Raw genomic sequence first — 15,395 nt, forward strand, 5'->3', positions numbered from 1 at the left:
AGGATCTGCCCATGCGCGTTCTGCTGCTTTCCTCCCTGCTGCTCACCGTCACCGCCTGTACCTGGGTGCCGATCGAACCGGCCGGCAAGGCAACCCGCGTGCTGCCGGCAGGGCCGGTTCCGGCCGGCTGCATCGCCAAGGGCGAGGTGGTGGTCACCGTGAAGAGCAAGGTCGGCTTCTACAACCGCAACCCGCTGCGGGTGCAGGAAGAGCTGGAAACCCTGGCCCGCAACGAGGCCCCGAGCGCCGGTGCCAATGCCGTCCAGGCCGCTGCGGCCCCCGCCGATGGCAGCCAGCGCTTCGCCGCGTTCCAGTGCCCGCCGCGCTGAACGCTTCACCATACGGCCGAGGCTGAATTCGTAAAGATGCGGTGAAAGCCCGGGGGTTATAGAATAGCGCCCCCTTTTGCCTGAGCCTTGGCGCTAACCTCGATGCTCTTCAAGAATGTCTCGATCGCCGGCCTGGCACACGTCGACGCACCGCATACGCTGACGACCAAGGAAATCAACGAACGCCTGCAGCCGACGTTGGATCGCCTGGGTATCCGCACCGATGTGCTCGGCGACATCGCCGGCATCCACGCCCGCCGCCTGTGGGACAACGGCGTGCTGGCGTCGGACGCCGCCACCATGGCCGGCCGCAAGGCACTGGAAGACGCGGGCATCACCGCGACCCAGGTCGGCCTGCTGGTCAACACCTCGGTCAGCCGCGACTACCTGGAGCCGTCCACGGCCTCGATCGTGTCGGGCAACCTCGGTGTCAGCGACGAATGCATGACCTTCGACGTCGCCAATGCCTGCCTGGCCTTCATCAACGGCATGGACATCGCGGCGCGCATGATCGAGCGCGGTGATATCGACTACGCGCTGGTGGTGGACGGCGAGACCGCCAACCTGGTGTACGAGAAGACCCTGGAGCGCATGACCGCCCCGGACGTCACCGCCGACGACTTCCGCAACGAGCTGGCCGCGCTGACCACCGGGTCGGGCGCCGCCGCGATGGTGATGGCGCGCGCGGAGCTGGTGCCGGACGCGCCGCGCTACAAGGGCGGCGTGACCCGCTCGGCCACCGAGTGGAACCAGCTGTGCCTGGGCAACCTGGACCGCATGGTCACCGACACCCGCCTGTTGCTGATCGAAGGCATCAAGCTGGCGCAGAAGACCTTCAGCGCCGCCAAGATCGCACTCGGCTGGGCCGTGGAGGAGCTGGACCAGTTCGTGATCCACCAGGTCAGCCAGCCGCACACCGCCGCGTTCATCAAGAACTTCGGCATCGACCCGAAGAAGGTCATGACCATCTTCGGCGAGCACGGCAACATCGGCCCGGCCTCGGTGCCGATCGTGCTGAGCAAGCTCAAGCAGCTGGGCAAGCTGAAGAAGGGCGATCGCATCGCGCTTCTGGGTATTGGCTCGGGCCTGAACTGCTCGATGGCTGAAGTGGTCTGGTAAGCAGCCCGTTGCCCGACCTCCTGTAGAGCCGAGCCATGCTCGGCTCACGCGCGCAGCGCGGCTCTTCCGCAGCGGACCGGAGAGCAGCCGAGCAACGGCTCGGCTCTACATTGCGCCGCGACTCTCCTTAGGTGCTCCGCATGCGCGATCTTCCCGGTTACCCCGCCCACCCGCAGCGCTTCGAGGTCCGCCCCGGCCTGTCGATGAACTATCTCGACGAGGGCCCGCGCGATGGCGAGGTGGTGGTGATGGTGCACGGCAACCCGTCGTGGAGCTATTACTGGCGCACGCTGGTGGCCGGCCTGTCGGACACCTACCGCTGCATCGTGCCGGACCACATCGGCATGGGCCTGTCGGACAAGCCGGACGACAGCCGCTATGAGTACACGCTGCAGTCGCGCGTGGACGATCTTGATGCGCTGCTGAAGCACCTGGGCATCACCGGCCCGGTGACCCTGGCCGTGCACGACTGGGGCGGCATGATCGGGTTCGGCTGGGCGCTGTCGCACCACGACCAGGTGAAGCGCCTGGTCGTGCTCAACACCGCTGCCTTCCCGATGCCGGCGGCGAAGAAGATGCCGTGGCAGATCGCGCTGGGCCGCCACTGGAAGATCGGCGAGTGGATCATCCGCAGCTTCAACGCGTTCTCGTCCGGTGCCTCGTGGCTGGGCGTGGAGCGGAAGATGCCGGCCGATGTGCGCCGCGCCTACGTGTCGCCGTATAACAGCTGGGCCAACCGCATCAGCACCATCCGCTTCATGCAGGACATCCCGCTGTCGCCGGCCGACAAGGCCTGGTCGCTGCTGGAGCGTGCCGGCAAGGCACTGCCCTCGTTCGCCGACCGCCCGGCCTTCCTCGGCTGGGGCCTGCGTGACTTCGTGTTCGACCATCATTTCCTGAAGGGTTTCCAGGCCGCACTGCCGCAGGCCCAGGTGCATGCCTTCGAGGACGCCGGCCACTATGTGCTGGAAGACAAGCACGAAGTGCTGGTACCGGAGATCCGCGCGTTCCTGGACGCCAACCCGATCTGATCGGTGTGCCGACCGTTGGTCGGCACACCGGATTACGCGGCGACCGGTGCCTGCGGCGGTGAGGACGGGCTGTTGCCGTTGTCGTCCGGGTGATCGTCGTCATTGTCGGCGTCATCGCGCCAGCGCCAGTCGGCCGGCGTCAGCGGATCCAGGCCATAGGCAATGCGCGCCTTGTCGCACTGCGGGCTGGCCTTGCCGTATTCCCACGATGCATCCACCTCACGGCACACGCTGGGCCGATTGGGGTGGATGGTGCAGCGTGAATACACGCCGATCTGCGCATCCAGCGCGACGCAGCGCACCGGCTTGGAATGGGTGCCGCGCATGCACAGGCGGTGCGGATCCAGCACCTCGGTGAGCTGATGCGGCACGCCGCCGGGGGTGACCTCGTCCGATTCCATCCAGTGGAAGGCCACGCGGTACTGGGTGCAGCAGGCGCCGCAGGTCATGCAGGGATGTTGCATGGGCAAGCCGCCTCGGGCGGCAGTCGGAATCAGGAACGAGGGAGCGGATTTTCCACGAAGTGGGCCGCCGCGCAAGAAATTCCGTAAGCGGCGACAATGAACGGATGAACCGACCCTGCAATATCGCGGCACGGCTGCCTGAACTGGCGCGTGAACGCCCCGACCAGATCGCCATCCGCTGCCCCGGCCGCCGCGGCGCCGGCAACGGCATGGCCGCCTACGATGTCACCCTCGATTACCGTCAGCTGGACGCCCGCAGTGATGCCATGGCCGCCGGCCTGGCCGGCTACGGGATCGGCCGTGGCGTGCGCACGGTGGTGATGGTGCGGCCTTCTCCGGAGTTCTTCCTGCTGATGTTCGCGCTGTTCAAGCTGGGCGCAGTGCCGGTGCTGGTCGATCCGGGCATCGACCGGCGCGCGCTGAAGCAGTGCCTGGACGAGGCGCAGCCGCAGGCCTTCATCGGCATTCCGCTGGCGCATGTGGCGCGGCTGGTGCTGCGCTGGGCGCCGTCGGCCACCCGGCTGGTGACGGTCGGCCGCCGCCTCGGCTGGGGCGGCACCACGCTGGCCGCGCTGGAGCGCGCTGGCGCCAGCGCTGGGCCGATGCTGGCCGACACCGATGGCGAGGACATGGCGGCGATCCTGTTCACCAGCGGCTCCACCGGCGTGCCCAAGGGCGTCGTCTACCGCCACCGCCACTTCGTCGGCCAGATCCAGTTGCTGGGCAGTGCCTTCGGCATGGAAGCGGGTGGGGTGGACCTGCCGACCTTCCCACCGTTCGCGCTGTTCGACCCGGCGCTGGGGCTGACCTCGGTGATCCCGGACATGGACCCGACGCGGCCGGCGCAGGCCGACCCGGGACGCCTGCACGATGCCATCCAGCGCTTCGGCGTGACCCAGCTGTTCGGCTCGCCAGCGCTGATGCGGGTGCTGGCCCGGCACGGGCGGCCACTGCCGACGGTGACCCGGGTGACCTCGGCCGGGGCACCGGTGCCGCCGGACGTGGTCGCCACCATCCGCAGCCTGCTGCCGGCCGATGCGCAGTTCTGGACTCCCTATGGCGCCACCGAGTGCCTGCCGGTGGCGGTGGTCGAAGGCCGCGAACTGGAGCGCACCCGCGCGGCGACCGAGGCCGGTGCCGGCACCTGCGTGGGCAACGTGGTGGCCCCCAACGAGGTGCGCATCATCGCCATCGACGACGCACCGCTGCCGGACTGGTCGCAGGCGCGCGTGCTGGCGGTGGGGGAAGTGGGGGAAATCACCGTGGCCGGGCCGACCGCCACCGACAGCTACTTCAACCGCCCGCAGGCCACCGCGGCGGCGAAGATCCGCGAGACGCTGGTCGATGGCAGCACCCGCGTGGTGCATCGCATGGGCGACGTCGGTTATTTCGATGTGCAGGGCCGCCTGTGGTTCTGCGGGCGCAAGACCCAGCGCGTGGAAACCGCGCGCGGGCCGCTGTACACCGAGCAGGTCGAGCCGGTGTTCAACACCGTGGCCGGCGTGGCGCGCACGGCACTGGTCGGCGTCGGCGCCGCCGGCGCGCAGGTGCCGGTGCTGTGCGTGGAACTGCAGCGCGGCCGGTCCGACAGCCCGGCGCTGCAGGAAGCGCTGCGTGCGCACGCGGCCGCCCGCCTGCCAGAGGCCGGCCTGCAGCACTTCCTGGTGCATCCGGCGTTCCCCGTCGATATCCGTCACAACGCCAAGATCGGCCGCGAAAAGCTCGCCGTCTGGGCCAGCGCCGAACTGGAGAAGCGCGCATGAAGATCCTGGTCACCGGTGGCGGTGGTTTCCTTGGGCGGGCGCTGTGCCGCGGGCTGGTCGAGCGTGGCCACCAGGTGCTGGCGTTCAACCGCAGTCATTACTCGGAACTGCAGGCGATGGGCGTGGGCCAGATCCGCGGTGATCTGGCCGATGCGCAGGCGGTGCTGCATGCGGTGGCCGGCGTCGATGCGGTGTTCCACAACGGCGCCAAGGCCGGCGCATGGGGCAGCTATGACAGCTACCACCAGGCCAACGTGGTCGGCACCGACAACGTCCTCGCGGCCTGCCGCGTGCATGGCATCAACCGGCTGGTCTACACCTCCACGCCCAGCGTGACCCATCGTGCCACGCACCCGGTGGAAGGCCTCGGGGCTGACGAGGTGCCGTACGGCGAAGATTTCCAGGCGCCGTATGCGGCCACCAAGGCAATCGCCGAACAGCGCGTGCTGGCCGCCAACGATGCGTCGCTGGCGACGGTGGCACTGCGCCCGCGGCTGATCTGGGGCCCCGGTGACCAGCAGCTGGTGCCCAGGCTCGCCGAGCGTGCGCGGCAGGGACGCCTGCGCCTGGTCGGCGATGGCAACAACAAGGTCGATACCACCTACATCGACAACGCCGCGCTGGCGCACTTCCTCGCCTTTGACGCCCTGGCACCGGGCGCTGCGTGTGCGGGCAAGGCCTACTTCATCTCCAACGGCGAGCCGTTGCCGATGCGCGAGCTGGTGAACAAGCTGTTGGCTGCGGTGGGTGCGCCATCCGTGGACAAGGCGATCAGCTTCAAGACCGCCTACCGCATCGGCGCCGTCTGCGAGCGGCTGTGGCCGCTGCTGCGCCTGCGCGGCGAGCCGCCGCTGACCCGCTTCCTGGCCGAGCAGCTGTGCACGCCGCACTGGTACAGCATGGAACCGGCGCGCCGTGACTTCGGCTACGTGCCGCAGGTCAGCATCGAAGAAGGGCTGCGCAGGCTGAAGGCTTCATCTGCTGCATAGATCGCCATCACTGGTTGCACACCGCAGGATCGGGAGGATGGACCCACGCCATCCAAGGCTCGACCACCCGCGAGGAGCGCCATGCTGCACTACGCCATCATCTTCTTTGTCATCGCCATCATCGCCGCCGTTCTGGGTTTCTCCGGAATTGCCGGCGCCGCAACGAACATCGCCTGGATCCTGTTCGTGGTGTTCCTGATCCTTGCGGTGATCTCGATGTTCCGCAAGCGAGGCTAGCTGGTAGTGCCGGCCGCTGGCCGGTATCGCTTTCCGCAGAGTCGAGCCATGCTCGACTCTGCGGGCGATAACAACGCTATACAGCGCTCTGCAGTTCGCGATCGGCTTCATGGCGCTCCAGCGCCAGCTCGATCAGGCGGGTGATCAGCGTGGTGTAGTCCACGCCGCTGGCACCCCACAGCTTCGGGTACATGCTGATGCGGGTGAAGCCGGGCAGCGTGTTGACCTCGTTGATGATGATGTCGCCGCCCGCGGTGAGGAACACATCCACGCGCGCCATGCCGGCACACTCCAGCGCCTGGTAGGCCCGCAGAGCGGTCTGCTGGATCCGCGCCTGGGTTGCAGCATCGATATCCGCGGGTACCACCACCTCGGCACCATCGGCGTTGATGTACTTGGTGTCGTAAGCATAGAACTCGTCGTGCACCACCACCTCGCCGCACAGGCTGGCCTGCGGATGTTCGTTGCCCAGCACCGCGCACTCGATCTCGCGGCCGATCACCGCCGATTCCACCAGCACTTTGTGGTCGTAGCGCAGCGCCAATGCCAGCGCTCCGGCAAAGCCCGCCGCATCCTTGACCTTGCTCACGCCTACCGATGAGCCTTGGTTGGCCGGCTTCACGAACAGCGGCAGGCCAAGCCGGGCGATCACCGCATCGACATCCACTTCCGCCACCTGGTGGCGGCGGATGCACAGCCACGGCGCCACCTGCAGCCCGGCGTCGCGCAGCAGGCGCTTGGTCACGTCCTTGTCCATCGCCGCTGCCGAGCCCAGTACCGGCGAACCGACGAAGGGCAGGTTGGCCATGCGCAGCAGGCCCTGCAGCGCGCCGTCCTCGCCCAGCGGCCCGTGCACGATCGGCAGCACCACATCGACCTGGCCGAGCGCGTAGGCCGCATCGCACGGCTGCAGCTGCCCCTGCTCGGCGCCCGGGCGCACCACCAGCGACGTGCCGGAGCGATGCAGCGCGATGCGCGAGGGATCTTCGGCATTGATCAGGAACGTCTCCGGCTGGCTCAGGTGCCACTGCCCCTGCTTGTCGATGCCGACCAGCACCGGCTCGAAGCGCTCGCGATCGAGCGCATCGAGGATGTTCTTCGCCGACTGCAGTGAAACTTCGTGCTCGGAAGACTTGCCCCCGAAGATGATGCCGACCCGGGTCCGTGCCATGGGGAATGCGATGTCCTGTGCGTTGCGTGGCCTCATAGCATGAACCTTCATCAGCCCTCCGCGTGAGGCACAGATGAACCGGATATCCATCCACGCATGGCGTGGATCTGCCGTGTCGACCAAGGTCGACACCCACCAACAGCAACACAGAACGCCGTCCCGACAGATCGCAGCAAGCTGTCGAAGGCGGGGTGGGTCCGGTTGCGGGGGCGTGAGCGCCATGGATGGCGCGACCGAGCTTACATGGACGTACTTGCAGCGTCCCCCGCAACCGGACCCACCCCGCCATCCCACGGATAGCCAGCTTTGATGTTGCCCTGGCTGTTGCATCTGCGGGTGCCGGGCGGCAGCCCGGCCCAAGCCCCCCACCCACGCAGGTAGAATGCGCCCATGGCTCTTTCCCTGCTCAAGTCCCTCAAGCCGGTCGCTGGCCGCGCCCTGCAGATCGCCCTGAACCGCGCGCTGGCGCTGGATCCGGATACCCGCCATGCCCTGGCCAGCCTCGATGGCCGGCACATCGACCTGACCCTGGAAGCGCCGTCGCTGGCGATGCGCATCAGCGTCGACGGCGACCAGCTGCGGGTCGGCCCGGTGGATGCGCAGGAAGCCGACCTGGCCGTGCGCAGCAGCCTGGCCGGCGTGCTGGCGCAGCTGCCGCTGCTGGCCAACGCACGGCGCGGCGAGTCCAACAACAAGGGCCGTGTACGCGTGGCCGGTGACGCCGAACTGGCGCGGCGCCTGCAGCAGCTGGCCAAGGGCTTCGACCCGGACTGGCAGCAGCCGTTCGTCAGCGTGTTTGGCGAGGTACTGGGCGTGCAGGTCGCCAACACCCTGCGCAGCGCCCTGCAGCACGCGCGCCAGGGTGCGATCGACCTGGCCCACAGCGCCGCCGAATTCATCACCGAGGAATCGCGCGACGTGGTGCCGCGCGCCGAACTGGATGCCTTCCACGATGATGTGGACGTGCTGCGCGATGACGTCGAGCGTCTTGGCGCGCGGGTGCAGCGCCTGCGGGGTGCCGCATGAAGGCCGTGCTGCGGGCGAGCCGCATCGGCCGGGTGATCCTGCGTTACCGCCTTGACGACCTGCTGCAGGGCACGCCGGCCGAGCGTTGGCTGCGCCTGGCCAAGCCGTTCGTGCCGCGTGCCTCGGCCGACATCGCCGCACAGTCGCGCGGTGCGCGCCTGCGCCTGGCGCTGCAGGACCTCGGCCCGATCTTCGTCAAGTTCGGCCAGATCCTGTCCACCCGCCGCGACCTGGTGCCGCCGGACGTGGCCAACGAACTGACCCTGCTGCAGGACCGGGTCAAGCCGTTCGACGGTGACACCGCGCGTCGCATTGTCGAGGAAGCGCTTGGCTTGCCGGTCAGCGAGGCGTTCGCCAGCTTCGATACCGAACCACTGGCCTCGGCTTCGATCGCGCAGGTGCATGCGGCTACGCTGGCCGATGGCCGCCAGGTGGTGGTCAAGGTGCTGCGCCCGGGCATCGAGAAGCAGATCGATGCCGACATCGCCCTGCTCAACTCGCTGGCCGCGCTGGTCGAGCGTACCCATCCGCGTGCCGACAAGATCCGACCGCGCGAAGTGGTGGCCGAAGTCGAGAACACCCTGGCCGCCGAGCTGGACCTGCAGCGCGAAGGCGCCAATGCCAGCGTGCTGCGCCGCTTCTGGGAGAACAGCGACGACCTGTACGTGCCGGAAGTGATCTGGAGCCATACCGCCGAGCGCGCGCTGACCCTGGAGCGCGTGTGGGGCATCCCGTCCGACGACATCGCTGCGCTCGACAAGGCGGGCATCGACCGCAAGGCACTGGCCGCCAAGGGCGTGCGGGTCTTCTACACCCAGGTGTTCCGCGACAACTTCTTCCATGCCGATGCGCACGCCGGCAACATCTGGGTCGACACCGATCCGGCCCGCCGCGCCAACCCGCGATTCATCGCTCTGGACTTCGGCATCATGGGCCAGCTGTCGCAGGAGGATCAGTACTACCTGGCCGAGAACTTCATGGCCATCTTCAACCGCGACTACCGCCGCATCGCCGAACTGCATGTGCAGGCGCGCTGGATGCCGGACAACGTGCGCATCGATGATCTGGAAGCGGCCGTGCGTTCGGTGTGCGAGCCGTACTTCACCCGTCCGCTGTCGCAGATCTCGCTGGCCGAAGTGCTGATGAAGCTGTTCCGCGTGGCGCAGCGCTACCAGCTGACCCTGCAGCCGCAGCTGATCCTGCTGCAGAAGACCCTGCTGAACATCGAAGGTGTCGGCCGCCAGCTGGATCCGCAGATCGATATCTGGGCGGTGGCCAAGCCGGTGCTGGCGAAGATCCTGCGCGAGCGCTACAGCCCACGCCGGGTCGTGCGCGAGATCGGCAAGCGGTTGCCGGAAATCATGACCCACGCACCGGACATGCCGCGCCTCGTACACGCCTGGCTGACCCAGCAGGTGGAGGGGCGCCACGAGCTGGCGATGCGCTCGCGCGATCTGGTTGCGCTGGATGCCAGCGTGCAGCGCCTGCAGAAGCGCGCGGTCGGCGCGATCACCGGCGTCGGCCTGCTGGCCATCGCCGCGCTGATGTACGTGCTGCAGCCGCCGGGCTGGTACTGGGGCGACCTGCCGATGTGGAGCTGGGTGTCCGGTGCCGTCGGCGCGCTGGCGCTGGCGCGCGCGTGGTGGAGATAGACCCGGTGCTGCAGACGCTGAAGAACGAACTGATGCACTTCGGTGCTGAAAACGACGCGCATGAAACCGAGCGCGCTCGGCGCATGCTCAACATCACGCCGGATACCGGTGAATTCCTGTCGGTGCTGGTGCGTTTCGGCACCGCACGCCGTGTACTGGAAATCGGCACCTCCAATGGCTACTCCACGCTGTGGCTGGCCGAAGCCGCCGCCGCCATCGACGGCCACGTGACCACGCTGGAAGTCGCCGAGGACAAGGTGGCGATGGCGCGATCCACGTTCGCGCGCAGCGGCTTGGCCGCGCACATCACGCTGGTGCATGGCGATGCCGGGCAGTGGTTGGCAGAGGCCGGCGAAGGCTGCATCGACCTGCTGTTCCTCGATTCGGACCGCGGGCAGTACGCCGGCTGGTGGCCGCAGGTGCGCCGCGTGCTGCGGCCAGGGGGCCTGCTGGTGGTGGACAACGCCACGTCGCACGCGGAAGAGATGAAACCCTTGTGCCTGCTGCTGGATGCCGATCCGGACTTCAGCACCAGCCTGGTGCCGGTGGGCAACGGCGAACTGCTGGCCGTGCGCAACGCCTGATTGCCACGCTGCCCGCGCGTGATCCGGTAGTGCCGGCTGCTGGCCGGCAGCCGCCGCAATCCAACTGCCCCGGAGGCAGCCGGCCAGCGGCCGGCTCTACCCCATTCAGTGCCCAGCCACGATAATCCCGCGGTGAGTACCGAACCTGACACCCTCGCCGCGGTCGAGACTGAAACCGCGCCCCTGCAGCTGCTGCACCTGGATGAGCGCCTGGCCGTGGTCAACAAGCCTGCCGGGCTGATGGTCCACGACAGCAAGCTGGCCCGTGGCGAAGATGATTTCCTGGCCGACCGCCTGCGTGAGCAGCTGGGGCGGCCGATCTTCCTCGTGCACCGCCTGGACCGGGCCACCAGTGGCTGCCTGCTGCTGGCCTTCGACCGCGAAACCGCCAGTTCGCTGGGCAAGGCACTGATGGGTGGCGAAGTGGCCAAGGACTACCTGACGGTCTGCCGAGGCTGGCCGGCCGAGCTGTCCTGGCGGGTGGACCATGATTTGGATGGCGGGCCGGGCAAGCCGGTGAAGAAGCCGGCGATCACCGATTTCCAGCGCCTGGCCACTGGCGAGCTGTCGGTGCCGGTGGGCGAATTCAGCAGCTCGCGCTACGCGCTGCTGCGCTGCCAGCCGCAGACCGGGCGCTTCCGGCAGATCCGCCGTCACCTCAAGCACCTCTCGCATCACATGATCGGCGATACCAGCCACGGCGATGGGCGCCATAACCGCATCTTCCGCATGCAGGGCGTGCACCGCATGCTGCTGCACGCCGAGCGCCTGCGTTTTCCGCATCCGGAGGGCGGCAACGTGGATGTCAGTGCGCCGCTGGACCGCCAGTTCCAGAAGGCACTGGACCTGTTCGGCTGGCAGGTGGACGCAGTTTGACGGTAGTGCCGGCCGCTGGCCGGCAGCTGCGTGATTCCAGGTGTACTGGGGAGCCGGCCAGCGGCCGGCACTACCTCATTCTCGTTTCTTTTCCGGCTCGTTGACGATCGCTTCCAGGTCTTTCTGCAGGTCCGCAAACAGCGGCTGCATGCGCGCCTGGATGGCCACCATCACGTTCTGCATCAGTGCCGGGGTCTTGTCCAGCAGGCTCTGGCCTGCCGCGCTCTCGTAGAACTCGGCCATCGCCAGCACGTCTTCCTTGCTGAACGTCTTCTTGTACAGGTCCACGTACATCGGCCGCAGCTGCTGCCACGACATGGCCTGGCGCAGGGTCTGGCTGGTCCGCGCCTGGATCCGCTTCAGCTGTTCCTGCTGCTGGGCGGTGAGTTGGCGCTGCGCGGCCACCTGCTGGAACTGCTGCTGCTGCATGGCTTCGATCTGCGGCACCATGGTGTCGATCATGCTCTGCGCGCGCGAGGCCGACAGCAGGCGGTTGATGTCGCCGTCGGTCGGCGGGGCGGCCAGTGCCGGGACGCTGGCCGTGGCCAGTGCCAGCAGCAGGGCGGCGCGGCGCAGCAGGGACGGCAGGGCGGGTGCGAAGCGGGTCATGCGGGCTTCCTGCGGTACATGGGACCGCCAGCATACCTGCAGCCCAGGCGAAGGCGGCGTGTTCGGCGCCTGATCGGCGGCATACGGGGCGCGATGGCGCACTCCACCACGTGGCTGCCGCTACAATGCGCGGATGGGCAGTGGACCGGTCACCATCAGCGCGCAGCTTGAAATCCCCGACGGCGAGATCGTCGAGCGGTTCGTGCGCGCCAGTGGCGCCGGCGGCCAGAACGTCAACAAGGTGTCCACTGCGGTGGAACTGCGTTTCGACGTGGCCAACTCGCCCTCGTTGCCCGAACCGTTGCGCGCGCGGCTGTTGGCGCGGCGTGACCGGCGCATGACCGGCGAAGGCGTGCTGGTCATCGACGCGCAACGTTTCCGCACCCAGGATCGCAATCGCGAGGATGCGCGCGAGCGGCTGGCGGCCTTCATCCAGGCCGGGCTGAGCGTGCCCAAACCGCGCAAGGCCACCAAGCCGACCCTCGGGTCGAAACTGCGTCGTCTGGACGCCAAACGCGGGCGCGCGCAGATCAAGCGCGGGCGCTCATCACGTGACTGGGAGTGATTGCTTGAACAACCCGACTTCGTTGCTGCCGGCCGTCCCGCCGCAGATGCCGCAGGTCAAACCCAACGCCTTCCTGCGCTGGCTGGCGCGCTGCACCCTGCGCATGGGGGGCTGGAAGGTGACCGGCACCCTGCCTGACATCCCCAGGCTGGTCTTCATCATCGCCCCGCATTCGTCCAACTGGGACGGGCTGTGGGGCATGGCGGCGAAGATCGCGCTCGGCATGAAGGTGAAGGTGCTGGGCAAGGCGTCGCTGTTCTGGTGGCCGCTGGGCCCGTTGCTGCACCGGCTGGGCGTGATTCCGCTCGATCGCAGCTCGCCACAGGGCACGGTGGGCCAGGCGGTGGACCTGCTGCGCAACAACGAGAAGATGTGGTTCGCCATCACCCCCGAGGGCACCCGCAAGGCGGTGAAGGACTGGAAGGCCGGCTTCCTGAAGATCGCCCGGATGGCCGACGTGCCGATCCTGACTGCGTATTTCCACTATCCGGAAAAGACCATCGGCATCGGTCCGTTGTTCACCCCGAGCGGCGACGATGTGGCCGACATGGCTGCCATCCGCGAGTTCTACCGGCCCTGGATCGGCAAGACCCGCGGCACGGTCTGAGCCGGCCGCAGGCCGCCGCATAGACGCCACGTCCGGCACATGCCGGGCGAGCGCGACAGGAGTAGGGTGGAGGGCTGGTATCCATACCGTCTGCCCAAGGAGCGTTTTTACATGTCGCGTACCGTAGTCCTGGCCGCCGCCATCAGCCTGGCGCTGGCGGCCTGTTCCGGCAAGGAGTCCACCCCCGTGTCCGATGCCCAGAAGACCCCGGCCCAGCAGCCGGCCGAAGCCTCCACCAATCCGCTGCTGAGTGCCAGCACGCTGCCGTTCCAGGCCCCGCCGTTCGACAAGATCAAGGACAGCGACTACCTGCCGGCGTTCGAAGAAGGCATGCGCCAGCACCTGGCCGACGTGCGCAAGATCGCCGACAGCAGCGAGCCGGCCACCTTCGACAACACCATCGTGGCGATGGAGCGCAGCGGCGAGACCCTGACCCGCGTGTCGCGCATCTTCTTCGGCCTGGTCCAGGCCGACACCAACGATGCGCGCCAGAAGATCCAGGAAGAAGTGGCGCCGAAGCTGGCCGCGCACCAGGATGAGATCAACCTCGATCCGAAGCTGTTCGCGCGCGTGAAGTCGCTGTACGACCAGCGTGACACGCTGGAGCTGGATCCGGTGCAGAAGCGCCTGGTCGAGCACTATTACGATGGCCTGGTGCGCGCCGGTGCGCAGCTGTCCGACGCTGACAAGGCGACCCTGCGCAAGCTCAACGTGGAAGAGACCACGCTCTCCACCCAGTTCCACACCCGCCTGGTGGCCGCGACCGCCGCTGCGGCTGTTGTCGTTGACGACAAGGCCAAGCTGGCCGGCCTGGACGAGGGCGCAATCAACAACGCTGCGGCCGCCGCCAAGGACCGCAAGCTGGATGGCAAATTCCTGCTGCCGCTGCAGAACACCACCCAGCAGCCGGTGCTCGGCTCGCTGAGCGATCGCGACCAGCGTGCCGCCGTGCTGAAGGCCTCTGAAACCCGCGCCGAGCGCGGTGATGCCAACGACACCCGGCAGACCGTGCAGCGCCTGGCCCAGCTGCGTGCGCAGAAGGCCAAGCTGCTCGGCTTTGACACCTTCGCCGACTACCAGCTGGGCGACCAGATGGCCAAGACTCCGGCGGCCGCGCTCAAGCTGCTGACCGACACCGTGCCGGCCGCCACCGCCAAGGCGCGCGCCGAGGCCGGTGAGATCCAGAAGGTCATCGACGCGCAGAAGGGCGGATTCCAGGTCGCCGCTTCGGACTGGGACTTCTATGCCGAGCAGGTGCGCAAGGCCAAGTACGATCTGGACGAGTCGCAGATCAAGCCGTACTTCGAACTGGACAACGTGCTGCAGAACGGCGTCTTCTACGCCGCCACCCAGCTGTACGGCATCACCTTCAAGCCGCGCACCGACATTCCGACCTACAACCCGGACATGAAGGTGTACGAAGTGTTCGACAAGGACGGCACCTCGCTGGCCCTGTTCTACACCGACTACTTCAAGCGTGACAGCAAGTCCGGCGGCGCCTGGATGGACGTGTTCGTCGAGCAGGACGGCCTGACCGGTGCCAAGCCGGTGGTCTACAACGTCTGCAACTTCACCAAGCCGGCCGCCGGCCAGCCGGCGCTGATCAGCTTCGACGACGTCACCACCATGTTCCATGAGTTCGGCCATGCGCTGCACGGCATGTTCTCGAACGTGAAGTACCCGTCGATCGCCGGCACCGCCACCTCGCGTGACTTCGTCGAGTTCCCGTCGCAGTTCAACGAGCACTGGGCACTGGACCCGAAGGTGTTCGCCAACTACGCCAAGCACTACAAGACCGGCGAGGCGATGCCGCAGGAACTGGTCGACAAGATTCTCAAGGCGCGCAGCTTCAACCAGGGCTATGCGACCACCGAATACCTGTCGGCCGCGCTGCTCGACCTGGCCTGGCACACGCAGAAGGCCGATGCACCGCTGCAGGATGTCGGCGCCTTTGAAGCCAGCGCGCTGAAGAAGTTCAAGGTCGACCTGCCGCAGGTACCGCCGCGCTACCGCACCACCTACTTCGACCATATCTGGGGTGGTGGTTACTCGGCCGGTTACTACGCCTACTTCTGGGCCGAAGTGCTGGACCATGACGCCTACCAGTGGTTCACCGAACACGGTGGGCTGACGGCGGCCAACGGCCAGGAGTTCCGCGACAAGATCCTCTCGCGCGGCAACAGCGTGGAGCTGTCGACCCTGTACCGCGATTTCCGCGGCAAGGACCCGTCGGTGGAACCGCTGCTGAAGTTCCGCGGGCTGAAATAAGAAAGCGAAAACGGCGGGGGCAACCCCGCCGTTTTTCTTTGTGTAGAGCCGAGCCCATGCTCGGCTGGCTTTTTCTGGAGACGCAGCCGAGCATGGGCTCGGCTC

At 67.5% G+C, this 15,395-nt stretch carries 16 protein-coding genes; 13 read left to right on the forward strand and 3 right to left on the reverse strand.

Annotated elements, in window-relative coordinates:
* Nucleotides 1-11: 11 nt before the first annotated feature.
* The 3 genes from ACSDHM_RS19765 (at nucleotide 12) to ACSDHM_RS19775 (ending at nucleotide 2,479) form a co-directional block, all read left to right on the forward strand.
* Complete coding sequence (locus ACSDHM_RS19765; RefSeq protein WP_005407628.1) at nucleotides 12-329, forward strand: DUF4156 domain-containing protein; 318 nt, start codon at nucleotides 12-14, stop codon at nucleotides 327-329.
* A gap of 102 nt (nucleotides 330-431) precedes the next feature.
* Nucleotides 432-1,448, forward strand: coding sequence for a 3-oxoacyl-ACP synthase III (locus ACSDHM_RS19770; RefSeq protein ID WP_005420782.1), 1,017 nt, complete (start codon nucleotides 432-434; stop codon nucleotides 1,446-1,448).
* A 140-nt stretch (nucleotides 1,449-1,588) separates the two neighbouring features.
* Complete coding sequence (locus ACSDHM_RS19775; RefSeq protein ID WP_072167325.1) at nucleotides 1,589-2,479, forward strand: alpha/beta fold hydrolase; 891 nt, start codon at nucleotides 1,589-1,591, stop codon at nucleotides 2,477-2,479.
* A 32-nt stretch (nucleotides 2,480-2,511) separates the two neighbouring features.
* On the opposite strand, the gene ACSDHM_RS19780 is transcribed toward ACSDHM_RS19775, so the two are convergent.
* Nucleotides 2,512-2,943 (reverse strand): YkgJ family cysteine cluster protein, encoded by a 432-nt coding sequence (locus ACSDHM_RS19780; protein ID WP_005407630.1) that lies wholly within the window; start codon nucleotides 2,941-2,943, stop codon nucleotides 2,512-2,514.
* 104 nt (nucleotides 2,944-3,047) lie between these two features.
* Between ACSDHM_RS19780 and oleC the strand changes: the two genes are divergently transcribed.
* From oleC to ACSDHM_RS19795, 3 genes are all read left to right on the forward strand, one after another.
* Complete coding sequence (gene oleC / locus ACSDHM_RS19785; RefSeq protein WP_227836885.1) at nucleotides 3,048-4,706, forward strand: olefin beta-lactone synthetase; 1,659 nt, start codon at nucleotides 3,048-3,050, stop codon at nucleotides 4,704-4,706.
* Nucleotides 4,703-5,695: a 2-alkyl-3-oxoalkanoate reductase gene (oleD, locus tag ACSDHM_RS19790; protein WP_188241375.1), complete on the forward strand. Its 993-nt coding sequence runs from the start codon at nucleotides 4,703-4,705 to the stop codon at nucleotides 5,693-5,695. Before oleC ends, oleD begins: the two co-directional genes overlap by 4 nt.
* Nucleotides 5,696-5,776: 81 nt before the next feature.
* Complete coding sequence (locus ACSDHM_RS19795; protein WP_005407633.1) at nucleotides 5,777-5,932, forward strand: DUF1328 domain-containing protein; 156 nt, start codon at nucleotides 5,777-5,779, stop codon at nucleotides 5,930-5,932.
* 76 nt (nucleotides 5,933-6,008) lie between these two features.
* On the opposite strand, the gene ddlA is transcribed toward ACSDHM_RS19795, so the two are convergent.
* Entirely contained in the window at nucleotides 6,009-7,103 is a 1,095-nt protein-coding gene (gene ddlA / locus ACSDHM_RS19800) for a D-alanine--D-alanine ligase (protein WP_088496712.1), read from the reverse strand.
* A gap of 390 nt (nucleotides 7,104-7,493) precedes the next feature.
* On the opposite strand from ddlA, the gene ACSDHM_RS19805 reads away from it, so the two are divergent.
* The 4 genes from ACSDHM_RS19805 to ACSDHM_RS19820 all read left to right on the forward strand — a co-directional run bounded on the left by ACSDHM_RS19805 (nucleotide 7,494) and on the right by ACSDHM_RS19820 (nucleotide 11,241).
* Nucleotides 7,494-8,129 carry a ubiquinone biosynthesis accessory factor UbiJ gene (locus ACSDHM_RS19805; protein WP_005420772.1) on the forward strand — a complete coding sequence of 212 codons (636 nt, stop codon included), beginning with the start codon at nucleotides 7,494-7,496 and terminating at the stop codon, nucleotides 8,127-8,129.
* Nucleotides 8,126-9,781 carry a ubiquinone biosynthesis regulatory protein kinase UbiB gene (gene ubiB, locus ACSDHM_RS19810; protein WP_061479344.1) on the forward strand — a complete coding sequence of 552 codons (1,656 nt, stop codon included), beginning with the start codon at nucleotides 8,126-8,128 and terminating at the stop codon, nucleotides 9,779-9,781. The genes ACSDHM_RS19805 and ubiB overlap by 4 nt, the downstream gene beginning before the upstream one ends.
* A 32-nt stretch (nucleotides 9,782-9,813) precedes the next feature.
* Nucleotides 9,814-10,365, forward strand: a complete 552-nt coding sequence (locus ACSDHM_RS19815; protein WP_188241427.1) for an O-methyltransferase — start codon at nucleotides 9,814-9,816, stop codon at nucleotides 10,363-10,365.
* Nucleotides 10,366-10,497: 132 nt separating this feature from the next.
* Nucleotides 10,498-11,241, forward strand: a complete 744-nt coding sequence (locus ACSDHM_RS19820; RefSeq protein ID WP_005420759.1) for a pseudouridine synthase — start codon at nucleotides 10,498-10,500, stop codon at nucleotides 11,239-11,241.
* A gap of 75 nt (nucleotides 11,242-11,316) precedes the next feature.
* Here ACSDHM_RS19820 and ACSDHM_RS19825 read toward each other — a convergent pair whose 3' ends face one another.
* Nucleotides 11,317-11,850 carry a DUF2059 domain-containing protein gene (locus ACSDHM_RS19825; RefSeq protein WP_005420757.1) on the reverse strand — a complete coding sequence of 178 codons (534 nt, stop codon included), beginning with the start codon at nucleotides 11,848-11,850 and terminating at the stop codon, nucleotides 11,317-11,319.
* 133 nt (nucleotides 11,851-11,983) lie between these two features.
* Here ACSDHM_RS19825 and arfB point away from each other — a divergent pair, with 133 nt between their 5' ends.
* The 3 genes from arfB to dcp all read left to right on the forward strand — a co-directional run bounded on the left by arfB (nucleotide 11,984) and on the right by dcp (nucleotide 15,290).
* On the forward strand, nucleotides 11,984-12,415 hold the full coding sequence (gene arfB / locus ACSDHM_RS19830) for an alternative ribosome rescue aminoacyl-tRNA hydrolase ArfB (RefSeq protein ID WP_005420755.1): 432 nt from the start codon (nucleotides 11,984-11,986) through the stop codon (nucleotides 12,413-12,415).
* A gap of 4 nt (nucleotides 12,416-12,419) precedes the next feature.
* Nucleotides 12,420-13,022: a lysophospholipid acyltransferase family protein gene (locus ACSDHM_RS19835; RefSeq protein WP_049413619.1), complete on the forward strand. Its 603-nt coding sequence runs from the start codon at nucleotides 12,420-12,422 to the stop codon at nucleotides 13,020-13,022.
* A gap of 111 nt (nucleotides 13,023-13,133) precedes the next feature.
* Nucleotides 13,134-15,290 (forward strand): peptidyl-dipeptidase Dcp, encoded by a 2,157-nt coding sequence (dcp, locus tag ACSDHM_RS19840; protein ID WP_061480256.1) that lies wholly within the window; start codon nucleotides 13,134-13,136, stop codon nucleotides 15,288-15,290.
* The last annotated feature ends 105 nt before the right edge of the window (nucleotides 15,291-15,395 follow it).

It is taken from the genome of Stenotrophomonas sp. T8 (assembly GCF_051853085.1).
In the GTDB taxonomy this organism is placed as follows: domain Bacteria; phylum Pseudomonadota; class Gammaproteobacteria; order Xanthomonadales; family Xanthomonadaceae; genus Stenotrophomonas; species Stenotrophomonas sepilia.

Bases quoted from the DNA above. Each gene is read 5' to 3' on its own strand.
- ACSDHM_RS19825 (WP_005420757.1), bottom strand. From the start codon at position 11,850: ATGACCCGCTTCGCACCCGCCCTGCCGTCCCTGCTGCGCCGCGCCGCC.
- ddlA (WP_088496712.1), bottom strand. From the start codon at position 7,103: ATGGCACGGACCCGGGTCGGCATCATCTTCGGGGGCAAGTCTTCCGAG.
- oleC (WP_227836885.1), top strand. From the start codon at position 3,048: ATGAACCGACCCTGCAATATCGCGGCACGGCTGCCTGAACTGGCGCGT.
- ACSDHM_RS19780 (WP_005407630.1), bottom strand. From the start codon at position 2,943: ATGCAACATCCCTGCATGACCTGCGGCGCCTGCTGCACCCAGTACCGC.
- oleD (WP_188241375.1), top strand. From the start codon at position 4,703: ATGAAGATCCTGGTCACCGGTGGCGGTGGTTTCCTTGGGCGGGCGCTG.
- ACSDHM_RS19815 (WP_188241427.1), top strand. From the start codon at position 9,814: ATGCACTTCGGTGCTGAAAACGACGCGCATGAAACCGAGCGCGCTCGG.
- ACSDHM_RS19770 (WP_005420782.1), top strand. From the start codon at position 432: ATGCTCTTCAAGAATGTCTCGATCGCCGGCCTGGCACACGTCGACGCA.
- ubiB (WP_061479344.1), top strand. From the start codon at position 8,126: ATGAAGGCCGTGCTGCGGGCGAGCCGCATCGGCCGGGTGATCCTGCGT.
- ACSDHM_RS19775 (WP_072167325.1), top strand. From the start codon at position 1,589: ATGCGCGATCTTCCCGGTTACCCCGCCCACCCGCAGCGCTTCGAGGTC.
- ACSDHM_RS19765 (WP_005407628.1), top strand. From the start codon at position 12: ATGCGCGTTCTGCTGCTTTCCTCCCTGCTGCTCACCGTCACCGCCTGT.
- arfB (WP_005420755.1), top strand. From the start codon at position 11,984: ATGGGCAGTGGACCGGTCACCATCAGCGCGCAGCTTGAAATCCCCGAC.
- ACSDHM_RS19805 (WP_005420772.1), top strand. From the start codon at position 7,494: ATGGCTCTTTCCCTGCTCAAGTCCCTCAAGCCGGTCGCTGGCCGCGCC.
- ACSDHM_RS19795 (WP_005407633.1), top strand. From the start codon at position 5,777: ATGCTGCACTACGCCATCATCTTCTTTGTCATCGCCATCATCGCCGCC.
- dcp (WP_061480256.1), top strand. From the start codon at position 13,134: ATGTCGCGTACCGTAGTCCTGGCCGCCGCCATCAGCCTGGCGCTGGCG.